This window comes from Dactylosporangium darangshiense (assembly GCF_039537565.1).
GTDB classification, from domain to species: Bacteria; Actinomycetota; Actinomycetes; order Mycobacteriales; family Micromonosporaceae; genus Dactylosporangium; species Dactylosporangium darangshiense.
The window spans coordinates 198,635-216,529 of record NZ_BAABAT010000018.1 but is presented as its reverse complement, the minus strand read 5'-3'; the positions used below and the strand labels follow the sequence as shown (position 1 = coordinate 216,529).

Genomic DNA, 17,895 nt, shown 5'->3' with positions numbered 1-17,895 from the left:
TTGCCGCGGCCGATCCCGCGGCGCGCACGGCCGCGCCGCAGCCCGCCTCCGCCGTGGCCGCGAGCGCGTTCGCGCCGTCGCCGCCGGCCGCCTCGATCGCGTCCGCCGACGCGATCGGCGCCGCGCTCGAGCCGGTCGCCGTCGTGCACGTGGCCACGGCCGCCGGACCGCGCGCGCCGTCGGCGTCGAGCCGCGCCCTCGCGGTGGCGCGGGCGATCGCACCCCTGCGGCGCGTCCGCCGGCCGGGCCGCCCCGCCGTCGACATCGACGCGACCGTTGAGGCCACCGCCGACGCCGGCCGGCTCACGATCGTGACCCGCCCGCGCCCCGAGCCCGGCCTCGACCTGGCCCTCGTGGTGGACGACTCGCCGGTCATGCCCGTCTGGCGCGACGAGATCGCCCGCCTCGAGGCGACGCTGCGCCGCCTCGGCCTGTTCCGCCTCGTCGAGCGGTGGCCGCTGGACGCCGCCGTCAACGAGCCCGGGCGCCTCGCCGATCCCGACGGGCGACGGGTCGTGCTGGTGCTCACCGACGGCGTCACCGATCACTGGTACCGCGACACCGTCTGGCGCGCTGTCGACGGCTGGGCCCGCGCCGCGCCGACCACGATCGTCCATCTGCTGCCGGAGCCGCAGTGGGGGTACACCGCCGTCGGCCGCCCCGTCGTGGCGCTGCGCACGGACCGCCCCGCCGCACCGAACCGGGCCGCCGCACTGCGCACCGCCTGGTGGTCGGACGACCGCGCCGACGGCGGCGTCGCGGTGCCGGTCGTGCCGCTTCGGCCCGAGGCCCTGGGCCGCTGGGCGCGCTCCGTCGCCGGGCACGGCGAGTGGGTCGAGGGCGTCTGGGCGAGGCCGCCGGCCGCCGCACCCGCGCCCCGGGCCAACGCCGGCATCCCGCCCGCCGACCGGGTGGCGGCCTTCCAGGCGCGGGCGAGCGAGCGGGCCCAGCGCCTCGCCGCCGTCCTGGCCGGCGCGCCCGTGCTGACCCTGCCCCTGATCCAGCTGCTGCAGGCCCAGGTCCTGCGCGACACCGACCCTGCCCCGGCGGCCGAGGTGCTCGCCGCCGGCCTGCTCGAGCGTCTGCCGAGCAACAACGGCGCACGGGTCAACTTCCGCGGCGGCGTCGCCGAGGCCTTGCGTTCCGGGGTGACGGCGAGCGGCGAGTGGGACACGTACGCCGCCCTCACCACCTACCTGGACCGCCACCCGTCGATCGGCGGCGGGATCGAGCCCTTCGCCGCGATGCGCGACAGGATCGGCCGCCGTCTCGGCCTGGCCCGCCCCGGGCCCGCCCGCCAATCCCCGCTACTCGCCGCCCCGCGGCTGATCGTCAAGATCCAGGAGAATCCGTCCGGCCTGTATCTGATGCGTTCGTGGGCGGCGTTCGAGTCGGCGCTGATGCGGCTCGACGACCACCTCGGCGACCGCGAAAGCATGGAGGGAGCGGTGGCCGCGGCCGTCGACGCCGCCGAGAGGGCTTGGTCCATGTTGCGTGAGGTGCCGACCGTAGAGTTCGTCCTGCCAAGGTCGCTCATAGACCTGCCGGTGCAGTGGTGGCGAACACGGGGCGAGGACCTCCCGTTGTGCGTGGAGTACGACGTCGTCGTCCGCAGTCTGGACGTCGTTCGCGATCGGGCTCTCTACGCTCGTCGGCTCCGCGAGCGCTGGCGGGCCGCCATCGAGGCCGGCCACCATCGGTTGACCTGGGCGCGCGCCGGCGAGGGGGAGAACCTCAGGATGCTTCAGGCGCGTCTGCGCCTGAGTCCGCCGGTCACCGCCGTGATGCTCTCCGGCCCGCCGAACACCGATCCAGGTCGCAGCGAGCACTTCGCGGCGATCGCCGTCGGCGTTCCGGTCGTGCTCTGGGTCGAGAACGGCCTGTCGGCGCCGGATGTGCGCGCCGGGGTCGAGCGGCTCATGGACGGGCCGCCGGAGGAGATCGTCGATCGGGTGACGAGGCTGCGGCGTGAGGCGGTCATCCGCGACGATCGCGATCACCTGGGCCGGCGGCTCGGCATTGTGGTGAATGATCCCGAACTGCCATACCCCGACGACGAGGCCCAGGTCGCCGCCGGCCGGCGGTCATGAGGTGCGCAACGCGACCGTGGCCATCGCGGCCGCGATGAGGTTGCCGCCCGGCAGTGCCGCCGCCTCCCCCAGCGCGGCCGTGCGCTCCGGGGCCGACTCGGTCGTCATGCCCAGGGCCGAGAGCAGGCGGCTGCGGAAGTCGGGCTCGGCCGCGTAGGTCAGGCCGTTGCGGTACGCCGAGGCGGCCTCGGCCGGCGCGCCCAGCGCGCGCAGGGCGTGCCCGCGGAACAGGTGCAGCGGCGCCAGGCCCGGGGCCGTGCGCAGGGCCGCGTCGGCGAGGCGGACCTTCTCCTGCGGCGGCGCCGGCGCGTCCTCCAGCAGGTACACCATCCGGTACAGCTCCGCCGTCATCGCGCCGCTCGCCAGCTCGCGGGCCAGCCACAGGTCGGCGCGGCAGTTGAACCAGCCCGGCGCCAGCCGCTCCGTCGCCTCGTACTCGGCGACCGCCTCCCCGTGGCGGCCCAGCTGCAGCAGCGCCAGGCCCGCCAGGTAGCGCGAGTGCGGATCGAACGGGTCGAGCCGGGCCGCCTCCCGGAACGCGTCGAGGGCCTCGGCGTGCCGGCCCTCGCCACCGAGCCGCTCCCCGTCGCCGGCGCGCCGCCGCGCCGGTTCCAAGGTGAGCCGGTTGCGCTCGAAGACGAACTCGACCCGCCGGTCGCCGGACACGGCGCCGAGGTCGGCGAGCTCGTGCCGCTCGCCGTCGACGACGGCCACGACCCGGTTCGGCGGCTCGCCGGCGCGCACGCGTGCGGCCCGGCGCCGCCACCCGACGGCGTGACCGACGTGGCCGGCGGACTCGAGCGCGGCGGCATACCGCTCGGCGGTCGTGGCGGCGTGGCCGGGCTGCCCGAGGTACCGCTGGATCTCGAAAAGGTTCCCGAGATAGGCCAGGACGCCCTCGATGTCGCCGTGCGCCTCGCACAGTCGCAGGGCGGCGACGGTCGGCTCGATCGCCGCGCCCGCCTCCCCGAGCTGCAAGCAGCACTCCCCGAGCATGCCGTGCGTGATCGGCAGGAGGCTCGCCACCGCGGACCCCTGCAGCCCGTCCGCCCCCGCGAGGGCACCGGCCAGCAGTGTGCGGGCCACGCCGAAGCGGGCCTCGCCCATCAACGCCCGGGCCTGGCCCAGCGAGCGCTGCCACGCGATGACGGGATTCGACTCGTCGGGGCCGCGTAGCCGGTCGAGCAGGCTGGGGTCCCCGAGCCGCGCGGCGAAGCACTGGGCCACCGCGACGAGGCCGCCGCCGTAGCGCTGCACGGCCGCCGGGTCGGCACGCACCGTCTCCGGCACGCGCGTCCACGACGGGAAGTCCCGCCGGATCTCGTCGCGGTGCGCCGCGCACAGCTCCGCGAGGCGCCGCTCGTCGCCGGCCGCCGCCGCATCAATGAGCGCGTCCCTGATCTGGTCCGCCATCGTCGACCCCCGTCTGCTCACGCATCGACCAGTGTAAGGTCGCGCGAGCAGCGAACGGCTGCGCGGTGCGGCTGTTCGGGCCGGTCGATCGCTACGAAGGATGAAACGACGCACTGAGCCGGGCTGGCAGTACGCGTTTGTGGTGGCGTTGGAGACCGGCCGCAGTTCGTGGACCGCGCCGCTGGATGCGTCCCTGGGCCTTATTTCGGGGTTTGGTGCAAGTGGCATTTGAAGGAAGGGTCGCCGCCCGAATGGCGGATCCCAGCGGCACCGGCATGTGCAAGCATCCACCGGAGCTAATGCCGGTCCGGGTCGTGAGGCGGGAGCAGGGTTTGAGGTTGGGGCAGCGGATCATCGTCCCGTTCGCGGGCCCGGGCGCCGGCACCGGCCCGCTTGCCTGGGGCCAGCAGCAGGTCTGGGCGTCGATGGTGGAGACCGGCTCGTCGATGAGCATGGGCGGGGTCGTCCCCGTCGACGACGGCCGCACCGTCGAGGACTTCGCTGCCGAGCTGCGCTTCTTCATGAGCCGCTACGCGGCGATGCGCACCCGGCTGCGCCTCGCCGCCGACGGCACCGTGACCCAGGAGGTGGCCGGCGCCGGAGAGGCCGTGCTCGAGGTGCTCGACGCGGACGACGGCGCGGACCCGGCCGCCGTCGCCGAGGCGCTCGCCGCGGGGTGGCGCGAGCGCACGTTCGACTACGAGCACGAGTGGCCGCTGCGCATGGGCGTGGTGTGCCGCGCCGGGGCCGTCACCCATGTCGTCGTGATGATCTGCCACATCGCCGCCGACCTCGGCGGGATCGCGGTGATGATGCGCGAGCTGGCGGGGCGCGACCCCGTCACCGGCGAGCCCGCCGGGCCGTACGAGGCGCCGCAGCCGCTCGACCTGGCCCGGATGCAGCAGGAGCCGGCGCTGCTGCGGCAGACGGCGGCGGCGATGCGCTACTGGGAGTCGCACCTGCGCGCCATCCCGGCGAGCATGTTCCGCGGGCCGGTCGACCGCGGCGACCCGGTGTACTGCCGGATCCGTTGGCAGTCGCGGGCGATGCACCTGGCCTCCGCGGCGGTGTCGGCCCGGCTCGGCGCCGACCCGGCGTGGGTGCTGCTCGCCGCGCTCGCGGCCGGCTTGGAGCGGGTGCAGCCCGGCACCGGCCCGTTCGTCGGCATCGGCATCATCGGCAACCGCTTCCGGCCGGGCCTGCGCGACGTGGTGAGCCCCGTGACCCAGGACGGCCTGTGCGTGCTCGACGTGGCCGGGGTCGAGCCGGCGGAGGCGATCGCCCGCGCCCGCGCGGCGTCGATGAGCGCGTCCAAGCACGCCTACTACGACCCGCGCGCGCGGGCCGAGCTCACCGCACGGGTCGGCCGCGAGCGCGGCGAGGACCTCGACCTGACCTGCATCTACAACGACCGGCGCACGCCGCGCCCGTCGGCGCCCGGCGGCGACCCCGAGGAGGCGCTCGGCGAGACCCGGGTCCTCGCCGAGGAAGCGCTCAAGTTTCTGGGCCCGAAGCTGATGCTCGTGGTGGAGGACGTGCCGGATCTTGTACGCCTGACCGTCTCGGCCGACACGCGGTACCTCTCCCGGCCCGACCTGCTCGCACTGCTGGCCGAAATGGAGTCGTTCGCCCTGCGGGCCTGAACCGCGGGCCCGTCGTCACGCCGGCGAGGTGGCGGCGGCCACCATCGGCGCCCGGCGCCGGGCCAGGCTCACGGCCCACGAACAAGCCCGACGGCGTGTAGCGCCGGCGCGCTGGTCTTCCTCTGCTCGGCCGCGGCCGCCTATTTCCACGGCACCGTCCTCGCCGTCGAGGGCGGCCGGCTCGCCCGCTGAGCCCGGTGCGAGAGAGCGCTCTTCCGGTCGAAGATCAATGCGTAATTGATAATGATCAAAGCGTTGACTCGTATTCGTCGATCCCATAGGCTCATGAATTATTCGATTGACGAACATCATCATCGATGCCCGTTTGCAACGGGCCATTCGCCGCGCGGGGGTGAAGTGCGCAATGGTGTCTGCCGGCCTCATGTTGCCCGATACCACGCACGTCCCACGCGGCCCTGCGTCGACCTGACGCGCAATCCCTCGTCATCCGCCAGACCGGAAAACACCGGAGGTGTATGTCATGGCGTCCACGGGCACCCTGATCAAAAAGACACTGTCGAGGCGCATGTTCGCGCGCATCGGCGTCGGCGGCCTCGCGGCCGCCTCGGCGCTGGTCGCATCGGAAGCGCCGGCCAGTGCTCTCTGCCCGTACTTCTGCTGCAACCTGGCCTACTGCCCGGGCAGCTACAGCTACTGCGTGGCCCACAAGAACTACATCTGGGGCTGCTACAGCGGCGCGCAGTTCTGCCAGTGCTGCGAGGCGAACGGCAACACGTACTCCGCCATCAAGTGCGGCTGAGGCTCGATCGGAGGAATGGATCAATGGCTAAGCACACCCCGACCGACCGCGGCTACGCGGTGATCTTCGAGAACGAAGAGGGCACCAACGTCGGCATCTGCACAGCGATCGCCAACGGCAGGCCCAGCGACCTGTTCGCCGTGCACACGCGGATGGGCAGCATCAAGATCGAGGATGGCATCGAGTTCTCGACCGTGGGCAAGATTCGCATCTCCAACCGCCCGGTGGCCGTGCACGGCGAGGAGGATGTCGTTCACATCCGCAATACCACGCCCGCCGCCGTCCGTAACATCGCGATCGTGCCGTCCTGATCGGCGTCATGCATTCATGACCGCCATTATGGTCGCCTTCACCGCCGCGATCTCCGCGATGCTGCTGCGGGCGGGCGTTGGAAAGCTCACCGTGCCGGCCCCCCTCGGGGCGGCGCTGGCCGAGCTGACCGGGCGCGAGGCCGTCCCGGCATCCTTCGTGCGCGTCGTGGCCGTCGTCGAACTGGCGCTGGCGCTCCTGGTGCCGTTCGCCGGTCGGTTCGCGGTGGTGCAGGCCGTTGCGGCCCTGCTCGGCCTGAGCTTCGCCGCCATCGGCGTCGTCGGCAAGACCCGGCGCACGCGCAAGCCGTGCGGGTGCTTCGGCACCACGTCGGGCGGCTCGTTCGGGGGCGCGAACATCCTGGCCGGTCTCGCGCTGATGGCGTGGGCCGGGCTCGCGTTCGCGCGCCCGCTCGAGGACTACCGCACCGTTGCCCTGCTGCTGGGCCTGAACGTCGTCATCGGCGGCCTGTGCTGGCGCAACCGCAGGTACATCCCGCTGTTCTTCAACTCGGTCACCGCGATCCGGAGGACCTCGTGATCGTCACCACCCTGATCGTCGTGATGCTGGTCCTGCTCACCATCGCGGTGGTCTCGCTGTTCGCGATGATGGGCGAACTGGCCAACCGCACCGGAGACCACGCCGACACCGGCAGCGGCAGCGTCGGCGACGGTCCCGTGCACCCGCTCGAGGAGACTCGCAGCGGCGAGCTGGTGGCGGGCCTGCCGGGCACCTTCCGCAAGGGCCCCGGCGTCGTCGTCATCTTCAGCACGAGCTGCCGGGCCTGCAGCGTCCTCGCCCCGGCGGCACCAGAGTTCTTCACCGACTACCCGGTCAACCTCATGGGTGTGCTGGTCACCACGGCGGGCGACGCGAACGGCGCCGACTTCGTCACCAAGCACCGCCTCGACGCGCTGCCCGTGGTGGTCGACGTCCAGGGCGAGATGGCCACGTCGGTGTTCGGCATCACCAGCAGCCCGGCCGCCGTGGCCGTGGGCGCCGACGGCGTCATCATCGGCGGCGTGGCGTTCACGTCCTACAGCGCGCTCACCCGCTGGTTCGACGAGGTCTTCGGCCCCGCGCCCGAGCCGGTACTCGACCCGGTGCCGCTGCCGCTGGGCCGGAAGGCGTGATCCGGGAGATTCTGCTGGCGACCGCGTTGCTCGGGTTCGTCATGCAGTACTGGAGCCCTTGAGGCCGCTCGATGGTCGGCGTGGTGGCGCCGATGCTCAGGCGGTCGCCTGAAGAAGCGCACAACTTCATGTTCGGGTACCTCGCGGGCTACCTGGCCGGCGGTTCCCTGCTCGTGATGATCGCGTACGGCGTCGGCCGGCTGCTGGAGGCCACGGTTCCACACCTCGCGCGGATCATCGCCTGGGCCGCGGTGCTGGTCGTGCTCGGCGTACTCGACATCGTCAACCGCACGCCCCACGCGATGCGCCAGGTGCCGCAGCGGCACGCGCGCAACGTCTCGCCCGGCTGGCGGGGCGTCGTGTGGTCGTTCGACCTCGCGCTGCTGTTCACCACCCGCAAGACCACGTCCCTCGTGTGGGCCGCGCTCGCCACGCTCGTCCTGCTCGATCCCGGAGGCGCCCTGTGGTTCCTGGCCGTCATGGTCATCGTGTCGGTGGGCCAGCTGGTCATCGGTACCTACCTGGACCACCTGATGACCGTGCACAACATCGGCGGGGAACTGCTGTTCATCCGCCTGTCCAGGGTCGTCTCGGGGGGAGTGATGGTGTGTCTGGCAGTGGCCCTGACCCTCTGGTGACCAGCGCCGCCGACCGGGTCCGCTTCGACCCGGACGGCGGCGTCCTGGTCGTCACCCGGTTCGACTGCGACACGCTCGCCCGCCTGCTCTACATGCGGCTCGTCCACCTCGTGCTCAGCCGCCGGATCAGCCGGGCGCTCGGCGAGTCGCTGCTGTTCGTGTCCACCTTCATGGAGGTGCCGGCGAGACGGGTGGTCAGCGTGACCGCGTTCGCCCGGCTCGAGGACCTCTACCGGATGGGCACCGTCGGCGACCACATCAACGGGGCCAAGCTCGTGGCCCGTAAGCGTTACCGCACCAGCGCCGGCATCTTCCCGTACGGCGGCGACTGGCGGCGGATCATGTTCGACTCCGCCGAGCACTCTCCGTCGCCGCTGCAGGACTACGGCGCCTGAGCGGCCAATCCGACCGACCAACCTCTGGAGCACAGTGGACAAGCAGATTTCGGCCGCCCTGGACCGGGTGATCGACGGCGTCGTGGCGCCCGCCGCGGCGGAGGTGGACCGCGCCGGGCGGTTTCCGGCCGAGGCCGTGCAGGCCCTCGGCGAGGCCGGGGTGCTGGGGCTGGCCAGCGCGACTGAGGTGGGCGGCGCCGGCGGCGGCCTGCGCGACGCCGCAGACGTGGTGCAGCGCCTGTCGTCGAGCTGCGGATCGACGGCCATGGTGGTGCTGATGCACTATGCCGCGGTCACCCTGATCGAGGCGTACGGCCCGAAGCAGGTCCGCCGCGAGATCGCCGACGGCCGCCACCTGAGCACGCTCGCCTTCTCCGAGGCCGGCTCCCGCAGCCACTTCTGGGCCCCGCTCGGCACCGCGACCGCGGACGGCTCGCGCGTGCGGCTCTCGGCCCGCAAGAGCTGGGTCACCTCGGCCGGCCACGCCCGCAGCTACGTGTGGTCCAGCCGGGCGATGGCTGCCGACGGTCCGATGACCCTCTGGCTGGTGCCGTCCGACGCCGAGGGCCTGACGGTCTCGGCGGCCGGCTTCGACGGGCTGGGCCTGCGCGGCAACGACTCCCGCCCGGTCGTCGCGGACGGCGTGCCGGTCACGGCCGACGCGATGCTCGGCGCCGACGGCACCGGCTTGGACGCGGCGCTCGGCGTGGCGCTGCCCTGGTTCCTGGTGCTGAGCGCCGCGTTCAGCGTCGGGCTCATGGGGTCCGCCGTGGACGAGGCCGCCGGGCACCTGGTCGCCACCCGGCTCGCGCACCTGGGCCAGTCCCTGGCCGACCAGCCGGTGAGCCGGCTGGAGCTGGGCCGGATGCGCCTGCAGTTCGAGGCCGCCCGCGCCACGCTCGCCCAGACGCTGACCGCGGTGGAGACCGACGCGCCCGACGCGACCGCACAGGTGCTCGGGGTCAAGGCGATCTGCGGCGAGGCGGCCGCCTCGGTGTCCGACGCCGCCCTGCGGATCTGCGGTGGTGCCGCCTTCCGCCGCGAGCTGACGCTGGAGCGCCGGTTCCGCGACTCGCGCGCCGCTCGGGTGATGGCTCCGACGAGCGACGCGCTCGCCGACTTCGTCGCCCGGCTCGCCTGCGGCCTGCCGTTGTTCGACGGAGCGCCGGCGTGAGCGCGCCGCTGCTGCTCGCAGCGGTCGCCTACGACCCGAAGGTCGTCACCATCTGGACCGGCTTCCGCCGGTGGCTGACCGAGCGCGCCCTGCCGTTCGACTTTGTCCTCTACGCGCACTACGAGCGCCAGGTCGAGGACCTCGTCGCCGGCCGGATCGACGTGGCGTGGAACTCGCCGCTGGCCTGGGTCCGGGCCGAGCGGCTGGCCCGCGCCGCCGGGCGGTCGGTGCGGCCGCTGGTCATGCGGGACACCGACCGCGACCTGACCTCGGTGGTGGTGGTCCGCGCCGACTCCGACGTCGCCACCGTCGAGCAGCTGGCCGGGCGCGTGGTGGGCACCGGGGCGGTGGACTCGCCGCAGGCCACCCTCATCCCGCTGGCCCACCTGCGGGACCTGGGGGTGGCGGTCCGGGCGCGCCGCTTCGACGTGGGCGTTGGCCTGCACGGCGACCACGTGGGCGGCGAACGCGACGCGGTGCGGGCCCTGCTCGGCGGGGAGGTGGACGCCGCGTGCCTGCTCGACGCCAGTCACCTGGCCTTCGCCAAGGAGGGCACGATCCCGGCGGGAGCGACTCGGGTGCTGGCCCAGACCGCGCCCTTCGACCACTGCGTGATGGCGGCGGGCGGCGGCGCCGACCCGGGCCTCGTCACCGACCTCGGCGAGCTGCTGTGCAGCATGTCGTACGGGGACCCGCAGGCCCGCCCCTTGCTGGACCTGGAGGGCCTGACCGCCTGGCTGCCGGGCCGCACCGACGGCTTCGCGGCGCTGACCGGGGCGGCCGACGCCCTCTACGACGCGGGCGGCCGGATCATCGCCGAGGACTACCGGCCTTGACCCCGGCCGCCAGCGTCGACCTGGCCGGGCTCGGCTTCGACGAGGGCGCCCACGTCCTGCTGCGCCGCGCGCTGGTGCCGCTGCGGCCGGGCGCCCGGCTCGCCGTCGACGGCCGTCACCCGCAGCTGCGCGTGCACCTGCCGGCCTGGTGCCGGGCGAACGGCCACCGGGTCGAGTGGTCCGGCCCGACGCCGGTGATCGTCCGCGGCGACCGCGACGACCAGCGGTGGCTCGGCGCGGTCCGGGCCGGAAGCCCCGGCCCCGGGTCGGTCGACCCCCGGCCGGCGTCCGGCTGGGGGCTGGCCGCGCGCGGCTCGCTCGTCGAGGAGGGCGGGCCCGAGGTCCACTTCGACCTGGAGGAGCGGGACCTGGTCTGGGCGGCGGTGGCCCCCCGGCTCTACGCCCACGCGGCGAACCGGCAGTGGAGCCCGGACACCGCGGTCGACTGGCACGCCCCCGTGGACCTGCCCGACGACATCGAGGCCGCCGTGGTGCAGGTCATGACGTACCTGGTCGAGAACGAGCAGGCGGCCCTGCTCGTCCCGGCGCGCTTCCTGGGCCGGATCCACCCGCACTTCCGCGAGGTCGTCCAGCTGCTGGCGGTACAGGTGGCCGACGAGGCGCGGCACATGGAGGTCTTCACCCGCCGGGCGCTGCTGCGCTCGCCGACCCTGGGCAGCTCCTCCGCCGGCGGCCGCGCGTCGCTGTGGACGCTGGTGCAGGAGTCCGACTTCTCGCTCACCTCGTTCCTGCTCTCGGTGCTGGGCGAGGGCACCTTCGTGGACCTGCTGGCCTTCCTCGTCGCGCACGCCCCGGACCCGGTGACCCGCCGGGTCGCCTGGCTGGCGATGCAGGACGAGCGCCGGCACGTGCTCTTCGGCGTGGCCCACCTGGCCGAGCAGTCCCGCGTCGACCCGGGGCTGCGCGACCGGCTGCGCGACCGGCTGCGCGACCGGCTGCGCGCGGCGGTGGAGCGCCGCCATGACGCGCTGCTGGACACCGCCGGCCTCAACGATGACGTCTCCGACGCGCTGCTCGTGCTCGCCGCCGGCGGCTGGGACCCGGCCTCGATCGCGTCCGGCCACCGCCGGGTTCAGGCGCTGCGACAGGCGATGGACGACGGGCGCCGGCGGCGGCTGGAGCGGCTCGGCTTCCCGGCCGACGAGGCCGCCGAGCTGTCGGCCCTGCACACCCGGAACTTCATGTAGCGACGTTCGCGGGCGGGTCGGTGTCGTACGGGATTTCGGCGTTCAGGGTGGTGCCCCGGCCCAGCGGGCTCAGCACTCTGAAGGTGCCATCGAGGGCCTCGACCCGGTCCTGCAGGCCGAGCAGGCCGGAGCCGCCCTCGCGGTAGGCCCCGCCGACGCCGTTGTCGTGCACCGTGAGCCTCAGGCCGGCCTTGTCGGCCTCGACGTGTACGCGCACCGAGTTCGCGTGTGCGTGTTTGGCGGCGTTGGTCAGCGCTTCGGAGATGATGTAGTACGCGGCGACTTCGATCCGCTCCGGCAGCCGCTGGTCGACGTCGAGGCGCAGGTCGACGGGCAGGCCGCTGCGCCGGGCCAGGGCGCGTACTGCCGGGCCGAGCCCGCCCTGCGACACGATCGCCGGGTGGATGCCCCGGGAGATCTCCTGCAGGTCGTGCGAGACCGCGGTCAGCCCGTCGACCGCGTGCCCGAGCTGCTGCCGGACGTCGTCGGTCCCCGGTGGCAACTCGGCCTGCGCGACCCGCAGCTCCAGGCCGAGCGACACGAGCCGCTGCTGGGCGCCGTCGTGCAGGTCGCGCTCCAGGCGCCTGCGGGCATCGTCCATGGCGGCGACGATCCGGGCGCGAGAGGCGATGAGCTGTGCGCGGCTCTCCGCGTTGGCGATCGCTGTGGCGACGAGCTCGGTGAAGTCGGCCATGCGGCGCTCCGCGTCGGGCGGCGGCTCGTCCGGTCCGGTGGACACGACGATGGCCACGCCCCAGATGCGGTCCTCGACCAGGACCGGCACGCCGACCCCGGAGCGGGCGCCGACGCTGCGAGCGATCGCCGCGTTGGCCCCGGTCGCGTGCACGTAGCTGCTCATCCGCGCGGCCCGGCCGGTGCGAAGCACCGTGGCCACGAGGCTCTCGTCTTCGACCGGCACGCGGTCGATGTCGGTGGGTGCGCTACGTCCGGTGACCCGGGCGGCCGTGCCGCCCGGGTCGTAACGGAGGAGTATCACGGGGAAGCCCCGGCCGAGGATCTGGCTGAGTTCCTCGGTGACCGCGTCGAACACGTCGGTCGGCTCGGCGCCCCGCGCGACGAGCGTCGCCACCCGCCGCAACCCGGCCTGCACGGCGGCGAGCGAGGTGGCCTCCTCACGGCTGGCGCGCAGCGAGTTGCTGATCGCCTCGCGGTCCAGGGCGGCGAGCAGCACCGAGTCGAGGGCGGGCACGATCCGCTGCCGGATGCGCTGCAGTACAGGCCCGGGCAGTCCGGCGGGGACCAGCAGCATGCCGCCCTGCAGCGGGAACCGAGTCCAGCGCTCGTCCGGCTCGGCATCGCCGAGGACGATCCTGGCGGCCGGCAGGTCGAGCGCCGCGGCGACCTGCTGGGCGGCCGGTCGGAGCACCGAGTGCAGGTCGCTGGCGCGTAGCACCAGGCGGGCGAGATCGGCGGCGAGGTCGGCCTCCTCGCGGCGCCGCGTTCCCTCGAGGGCGTGAACGCGGGCGACGTTGGCCAGCCCGCTGACGACCACCGCTGCGGTGAGGAAGATCGCGACCTGCCGCAGATCGGCACCGGACAGCGTCCGGGCACTGAACCGCAGGCTGTGGAAGTAGCTGAACGCGGCGACGCTCGCCAACGCCATGGCGACGCCGAGCCAGGCGCCCCATATGGTGGACACGGCCAGGACGCCGATGAGGTACACCATGCCGCTCGTCCACTCGTAGGTGACGCTGTCGAGCGGGAAGAGCACCAGCGTCTCCAGCGCGACGATTGCGGCAGCCACCACGACCCCGATCGCCAGCGGCGGCGCCGGGCGCGCCAGCAGGGCAAGCAGACGTGTCTGCATGAGCGGCCGTTCCCCTCGCGCGACGACCTCAACTCATTCGAACACCTTCCCACCCCTCCCGCATCACCCGTGCTGACCCACCCGTCGATCCGCTCACAGTGCGGTTAGCCGTCGCCGCAGCGTCGGCATGCACCCTGATGACGTTGGGCGTTGCACACCGTCGTGGACCCCGTTGATCGTCTCTTTTCGATCGCTTAGCGGCCGTGTGGAAGAGTGCGACGCCCCATAGCGCACTGGTGAAGGTTCGCCCGAGTCGGATGGGCATGCGGCAGATGACGAAGTACCGCGGCATCACCTCGAGTGACGAGCCGTGGCTGCTGATCGCGCGGCTTGGCTCGGCGGCCAAGCGGGTACAGGAAGGGTGACAGCAACTACGGACGTGGACGGGAGAGCGACCATGCTCCTGAAGAGGATTGTCCGATTGGCGGTCGCCGCGATCGCCGTGCCGCTGGCCGTCGCCGGGGCGAGGAAGATCAGCGACCGGATCGAGGCCCGCCACGGCTCCACCCGCGCCAGCCGGGTGCTGCGCCGCGGCGTGACGGCCGCCGAGCGCGTGACGGGCCGCGGGCGCCCCGCCTGGTGAGCTACGCCCGAGGAGTCGCCGGCTGACCGGCCGGCGACTGCTCAGAGCGGCCCAGGTCGATGGCCGCTCACGCAAACAGGGTTACCGGGACGGATACCGGCGGTCGCGTACGGCCGCGTATGTGTTCCCCAGGGCCTGCATGGTCTTGTCGTACGAGCGTTGCGCGACCGCGACGAACAGGCAGTCGACGACGGCGAGCTGAGCGATCCGGCTGGCCGTCGCGCCGGACCGGAACGTGGTCTCGCGCGCCGCGGTGGTCAGCACCAGGTCGGCGTGCTCGGCAATGGTGGACGAGCCGAAGTTGGTGATGGCGATGGTGGTGGCGCCACGTTCGGCGGCCACCCGCAGCGGTTCGACGGTGTCTATGGTGGTGCCGGTGTGCGAGATGCCCACGGCCACGTCGTCGGAGGTCAGCAGCGCGGCCGAGGTGAGTGCGGCGTGCGGGTCGGGCCATGCGGACGCGAACAGGCCGATGCGGTGCAGCTTCTGGTGCAGGTCCTGGCATACGAAGCCGCTTGCCCCGATGCCGTAGAGGTCGACCCGGCGCGCGCGGGCCACGGCGTCGACCGCCCGGCTCAGCGCATCGATGTCCAGCGTGGATGTGGTTTCCTCGATGGCCCGGGCGTCGCTGAAGCCGATCTTGCGGACGATGTCCTCGATGCTGTCGCTGCGGCCTATGTCGCTGCTGAGCTGGCTTTCCGGCCCGTACCGCGCCTCCTCGCGGATCGCCGCCCGGGCGAGCGCGAGCCGCAGTTCCGGGAAGCGCTCCAGCCCCAGTGCCCGGCACAGGCGCATGACCGTGCTCTCCGAAGTGGTGCCCTGGCGGGCCAATGCGCTGATGGACAGCTCCGTCGCGGCCGCCGGATCGACCAGGATGACATCAGCCACCCGCCGCTCGGCGGGGCGCAGTGACGGCAGCGCGCCGCGGATGCGCACCAGGATGTCCGCGTCGGGGGTCATGGGAGGTTCACCTTCGACTGGTTCGGGTCCTCGGCGATCGACGCGGCGAGCGCCGCGACACCGCACCGTACACCCCTGACGTCCGACCAATCGCGGCTCGGGTGCACGCGATTCGTGAGAACGACGACCACGAGCTCACGCCTGCTGTCGACGACCAGCGACGTGCCGGTGAAGCCGGTGTGCCCGAACGCGGCCGAGCCGCCGGCGTCGCCGGAGCCGGCCAGCACGCCCATGGACTGCGGGTCGGCGATGCGCACGCCGAGGCCGTGCCGGAAGCCGGGCTCGATCGACGCCGGCAACTGGTCGCGCGTCATTTCGGCGACCGTGTCCTCGGACAGCACGCGTACCCCGTCGACCGCACCGTGTCCGCGCAGCATCTCGCCGAAGCGGGCCAGTTCGGCCGCGGTACCGAAGATGCCGGCGTTGCCGCCGGTGCCCCCGAGCGACCAGGAGTTCTCGTCGTGCACGCTGCCGCGCACCATGCCGCGTCCGACGTACGGCTGGTACTCGGTGGCGGCAGTGCGTTCGACCTGGGACGGGCTCGGCAGGTATCCGGTGTCGACGAGGCCCAGCGGTCCGCAGACGCGGTCGCGTACCAGTTCCGGCAGGGGGCGCCCGGTCACCTGGGTGGCGAGCAGGCCCGCGACGAGGTACCCGACACAGGAGTACTCGAAGGTCGTGCCCGGCGGGTTGACCAGCGGCGCGTTCAACACCGCGGCGGCGCGCGCCTCGCGGTCGGGCCAGTCGGTCCACAGCGACAGCAGGGCGGGCAGGCCCGAGGTGTGGGTGAGCAGTCTGCGCAAGGTGACGCCCGTGCGATCGGAGCCGCGGAAGCTCGGCAGCCAGGTGGCGATCGGCTCGTCGAGGTCGAGCCGCCCCTCCTCGACGAGGGTCAGCAGCGTGGTGGTCACGAAGAGCTTGGTGATGGACGCCAGATCGAACAGGGTGGACTCGGTGACCGGCCGGCACAGGTGCTCCGGGGCCGGCGTGCCGTCCAGGTCGGCGTAGCGAGCGGTCTGCCCGACTGCGGCCAGTGCTCGGGTCTCACCGCGCCACCGGACCAGCCCGACGGCACCGCTGAACCAAGGGCGTGGTGTCGCCGTCACGCCGTTGGCGAGAAGGTCCTCCAGCTCGATCACGAACGCACCGTAGCAGGCACGTAAATTACTGTCACTCGGCTTCGATTTCATGTCAACTGTTGACATGTCCTGCTCACCGTTCTGATACTCGTCGCCAGAGCGCCACCGCACCGTCATGTCGGCGGAGTGGACCGACGGCGCAGGGTCGCAGTCGTGGCTACGCCGCGCAGAACCGGAGGTAGGGGATCGTGAGGCTCCGCACCACGCTGGGCTCACCGGCGAGCAGGTGCCTGGCGGTCGTACTGGCCGCCAGCCTGCTCGTTACGGCGTGCTCGAGCGGTTCCAAGGACAGTTCCACGTCCGGCAAGGACGGCGGCACGCTGGTCGTCGGCTATACCGCCGACCCGAACACGCTCGACCCCTGGAAGGCGACGCAGTTCCAGGCGGTGCGCCTGCTCGAGCAGATCTACGGCACGCTGACCCAGCTCGACGCCGACCTCGGCGTCGTGCCCGGGCTCGCCGAGAAGTGGCAGTACGCCGACGACAACAAGACGCTCACCTTCACCCTCCGCCAAGGTGTGAAGTTCCAGGACGGCAAGCCGTTCAGTTCGGCGGACGTGAAGTCCTCGCTGGACCGGCTGCGTGACAAGGCCACGGCCGCGGTCGCCGCGTCGACCCTGGCGACCGTCCAGTCGGTCGACGCGCCGGACCCGAACACCGTCGTGCTGCATCTGTCCGGCCCCGATGCCGGCCTGCTCGCCGGCCTCGCCACGGTCAACCTGGCGATGCTGTCCAAGGACGACACCTCGCAGACCGTGGCGCAGAAGCCGAACGGCACCGGCGCCTTCACGTTCGCCAGCCGCACCGCCAACCAGTCGATCACGCTGAAGTCCAACGCCGACTACTGGGGCGGCAAGCCGAAGCTGGCCGGGCTGGAGTTCCGCATCATTCCGGACGAGACCTCGATGGTGTCCGCACTGCAGTCGGGCAACGTGCAGTTCGCGGTCCTCAACGACCCGCTGGTCGCCAAGTCGGCGGAGGGCGGCGGCATCACCGTCACCAAGACGCCGGACCTGTCCTACCACGTGCTTCAGCTCAACGCCCGCAACAAGCCGCTGGACAACCTCAACGTCCGGCTGGCCATCCAGTGCGCGATCGACCGCCAGCAGGTGCTCGACACCGCCGCCCTCGGCGCCGGTGCCGTCGTCGGCCCGATCACCTCTCCGGCGTACAAGTCCGACCCGGACGCGCGGCCGTGCCCGAAGCGGGACGTGGCAAAGGCGAAGTCGCTGCTCTCTGACGCCGGTCTGTCGAACGGCGTGACGATCAAGACGATCGTGTCCACGGGCGAGTACGCGACGTCGGTCAACGAGGCGCAGAACTTGCAGGCGCAGCTCAAGGAGGCCGGCATCACCCTCCAGCTCGAGACGCTGGAGTCGGGTGCCTACGTCGACCGCTGGGTCGCCGGCACGTTCGACGCCGCGGTCGCCCTCAACGGCGGCCGCCCGGACCCCGACGGCATGTACGGGCGCTACTTCACCAGCACCGGGAACCTCAACAAGGTGGCCGGGTACTCCTCGCCGAAGCTCGACGAGCTCTTCGCGCAGGGCAAGGCGACGACCGACCCCGCCCAGCGCAAGGCGATCTACGCCCAGGTCTCCAACCAGCTGGAGGACAACGCGGTGTGGGTGTGGCTGTTCTCCAGCTACATCTTCACGGCCACGACCCAGGGCGTGCAGGGCTTCAAGCCGATGGCGAACGGCTCCCTGCAGTTCCTGCGCCAGACCTCGGTCAACTGACATCCGGACCGGCCGGGCGGTGACCGCCCGGCCGGATCGCCGATCAG

17 protein-coding genes are annotated in these 17,895 nt (G+C 72.7%); 13 read left to right on the top strand and 4 right to left on the bottom strand.

Going from position 1 to position 17,895, the window contains the following annotated elements; genetic code table 11:
* The coding region (locus ABD901_RS29980) for an SAV_2336 N-terminal domain-related protein (RefSeq protein WP_345131604.1) at positions 1-2,090 on the top strand (2,090 nt) is incomplete at its 5' end.
* On the opposite strand, the gene ABD901_RS29975 is transcribed toward ABD901_RS29980, so the two are convergent.
* Entirely contained in the window at positions 2,085-3,524 is a 1,440-nt protein-coding gene (locus tag ABD901_RS29975) for a tetratricopeptide repeat protein (protein ID WP_345131602.1), read from the bottom strand. The genes ABD901_RS29980 and ABD901_RS29975 overlap by 6 nt on opposite strands.
* 317 nt (positions 3,525-3,841) lie before the next feature.
* Here ABD901_RS29975 and ABD901_RS29970 point away from each other — a divergent pair, with 317 nt between their 5' ends.
* The 10 genes from ABD901_RS29970 (at position 3,842) to ABD901_RS29925 (ending at position 11,599) form a co-directional block, all read left to right on the top strand.
* Positions 3,842-5,146, top strand: a complete 1,305-nt coding sequence (locus ABD901_RS29970) for a condensation domain-containing protein (RefSeq protein WP_345131600.1) — start codon at positions 3,842-3,844, stop codon at positions 5,144-5,146.
* A 481-nt stretch (positions 5,147-5,627) separates the two neighbouring features.
* Entirely contained in the window at positions 5,628-5,906 is a 279-nt protein-coding gene (locus ABD901_RS29965; RefSeq protein ID WP_345131598.1) for a hypothetical protein, read from the top strand.
* A 59-nt stretch (positions 5,907-5,965) separates the two neighbouring features.
* Positions 5,966-6,217 carry a hypothetical protein gene (locus ABD901_RS29960; protein ID WP_345131597.1) on the top strand — a complete coding sequence of 84 codons (252 nt, stop codon included), beginning with the start codon at positions 5,966-5,968 and terminating at the stop codon, positions 6,215-6,217.
* Positions 6,218-6,233: 16 nt separating this feature from the next.
* Positions 6,234-6,755 (top strand): MauE/DoxX family redox-associated membrane protein, encoded by a 522-nt coding sequence (locus tag ABD901_RS29955; RefSeq protein ID WP_345131595.1) that lies wholly within the window; start codon positions 6,234-6,236, stop codon positions 6,753-6,755.
* Complete coding sequence (locus tag ABD901_RS29950; RefSeq protein WP_345131593.1) at positions 6,752-7,348, top strand: thioredoxin domain-containing protein; 597 nt, start codon at positions 6,752-6,754, stop codon at positions 7,346-7,348. The genes ABD901_RS29955 and ABD901_RS29950 overlap by 4 nt, the downstream gene beginning before the upstream one ends.
* A 92-nt stretch (positions 7,349-7,440) precedes the next feature.
* On the top strand, positions 7,441-7,986 hold the full coding sequence (locus ABD901_RS29945; protein WP_345131591.1) for a hypothetical protein: 546 nt from the start codon (positions 7,441-7,443) through the stop codon (positions 7,984-7,986).
* Positions 7,983-8,381 carry a hypothetical protein gene (locus ABD901_RS29940; RefSeq protein ID WP_345131589.1) on the top strand — a complete coding sequence of 133 codons (399 nt, stop codon included), beginning with the start codon at positions 7,983-7,985 and terminating at the stop codon, positions 8,379-8,381. Before ABD901_RS29945 ends, ABD901_RS29940 begins: the two co-directional genes overlap by 4 nt.
* 34 nt (positions 8,382-8,415) lie before the next feature.
* A complete protein-coding gene (locus tag ABD901_RS29935; protein WP_345131587.1) occupies positions 8,416-9,555 on the top strand; it encodes an acyl-CoA dehydrogenase family protein in 1,140 nt (379 codons plus the stop codon).
* Entirely contained in the window at positions 9,552-10,391 is an 840-nt protein-coding gene (locus ABD901_RS29930; RefSeq protein ID WP_345131586.1) for a phosphate/phosphite/phosphonate ABC transporter substrate-binding protein, read from the top strand. Before ABD901_RS29935 ends, ABD901_RS29930 begins: the two co-directional genes overlap by 4 nt.
* Complete coding sequence (locus ABD901_RS29925) at positions 10,388-11,599, top strand: ferritin-like domain-containing protein (RefSeq protein ID WP_345131584.1); 1,212 nt, start codon at positions 10,388-10,390, stop codon at positions 11,597-11,599. Before ABD901_RS29930 ends, ABD901_RS29925 begins: the two co-directional genes overlap by 4 nt.
* On the opposite strand, the gene ABD901_RS29920 is transcribed toward ABD901_RS29925, so the two are convergent.
* Entirely contained in the window at positions 11,592-13,427 is a 1,836-nt protein-coding gene (locus tag ABD901_RS29920) for a sensor histidine kinase (protein WP_345131582.1), read from the bottom strand. The genes ABD901_RS29925 and ABD901_RS29920 overlap by 8 nt on opposite strands.
* A gap of 397 nt (positions 13,428-13,824) precedes the next feature.
* On the opposite strand from ABD901_RS29920, the gene ABD901_RS29915 reads away from it, so the two are divergent.
* A complete protein-coding gene (locus ABD901_RS29915) occupies positions 13,825-14,010 on the top strand; it encodes a hypothetical protein (RefSeq protein ID WP_345131580.1) in 186 nt (61 codons plus the stop codon).
* Positions 14,011-14,091: 81 nt separating this feature from the next.
* Here the strand turns inward: ABD901_RS29915 and ABD901_RS29910 are convergent, their stop codons facing one another.
* Positions 14,092-14,970, bottom strand: a complete 879-nt coding sequence (locus ABD901_RS29910; RefSeq protein ID WP_345131578.1) for a MurR/RpiR family transcriptional regulator — start codon at positions 14,968-14,970, stop codon at positions 14,092-14,094.
* Entirely contained in the window at positions 14,967-16,109 is a 1,143-nt protein-coding gene (locus ABD901_RS29905; protein WP_345131577.1) for a serine hydrolase domain-containing protein, read from the bottom strand. Before ABD901_RS29905 ends, ABD901_RS29910 begins: the two co-directional genes overlap by 4 nt.
* Before the next feature lie 188 nt (positions 16,110-16,297).
* On the opposite strand from ABD901_RS29905, the gene ABD901_RS29900 reads away from it, so the two are divergent.
* Positions 16,298-17,848: an ABC transporter substrate-binding protein gene (locus ABD901_RS29900; protein ID WP_345131575.1), complete on the top strand. Its 1,551-nt coding sequence runs from the start codon at positions 16,298-16,300 to the stop codon at positions 17,846-17,848.
* Positions 17,849-17,895: the final 47 nt, after the last annotated feature.

Coding starts and splice junctions, on each gene's coding strand:
- ABD901_RS29965 (WP_345131598.1), top strand. CDS start 5,628: ATGGCGTCCACGGGCACCCTGATCAAAAAGACACTGTCGAGGCGCATG.
- ABD901_RS29955 (WP_345131595.1), top strand. CDS start 6,234: ATGACCGCCATTATGGTCGCCTTCACCGCCGCGATCTCCGCGATGCTG.
- ABD901_RS29945 (WP_345131591.1), top strand. CDS start 7,441: ATGCTCAGGCGGTCGCCTGAAGAAGCGCACAACTTCATGTTCGGGTAC.
- ABD901_RS29920 (WP_345131582.1), bottom strand. CDS start 13,427: ATGCAGACACGTCTGCTTGCCCTGCTGGCGCGCCCGGCGCCGCCGCTG.
- ABD901_RS29915 (WP_345131580.1), top strand. CDS start 13,825: ATGCTCCTGAAGAGGATTGTCCGATTGGCGGTCGCCGCGATCGCCGTG.
- ABD901_RS29910 (WP_345131578.1), bottom strand. CDS start 14,970: ATGACCCCCGACGCGGACATCCTGGTGCGCATCCGCGGCGCGCTGCCG.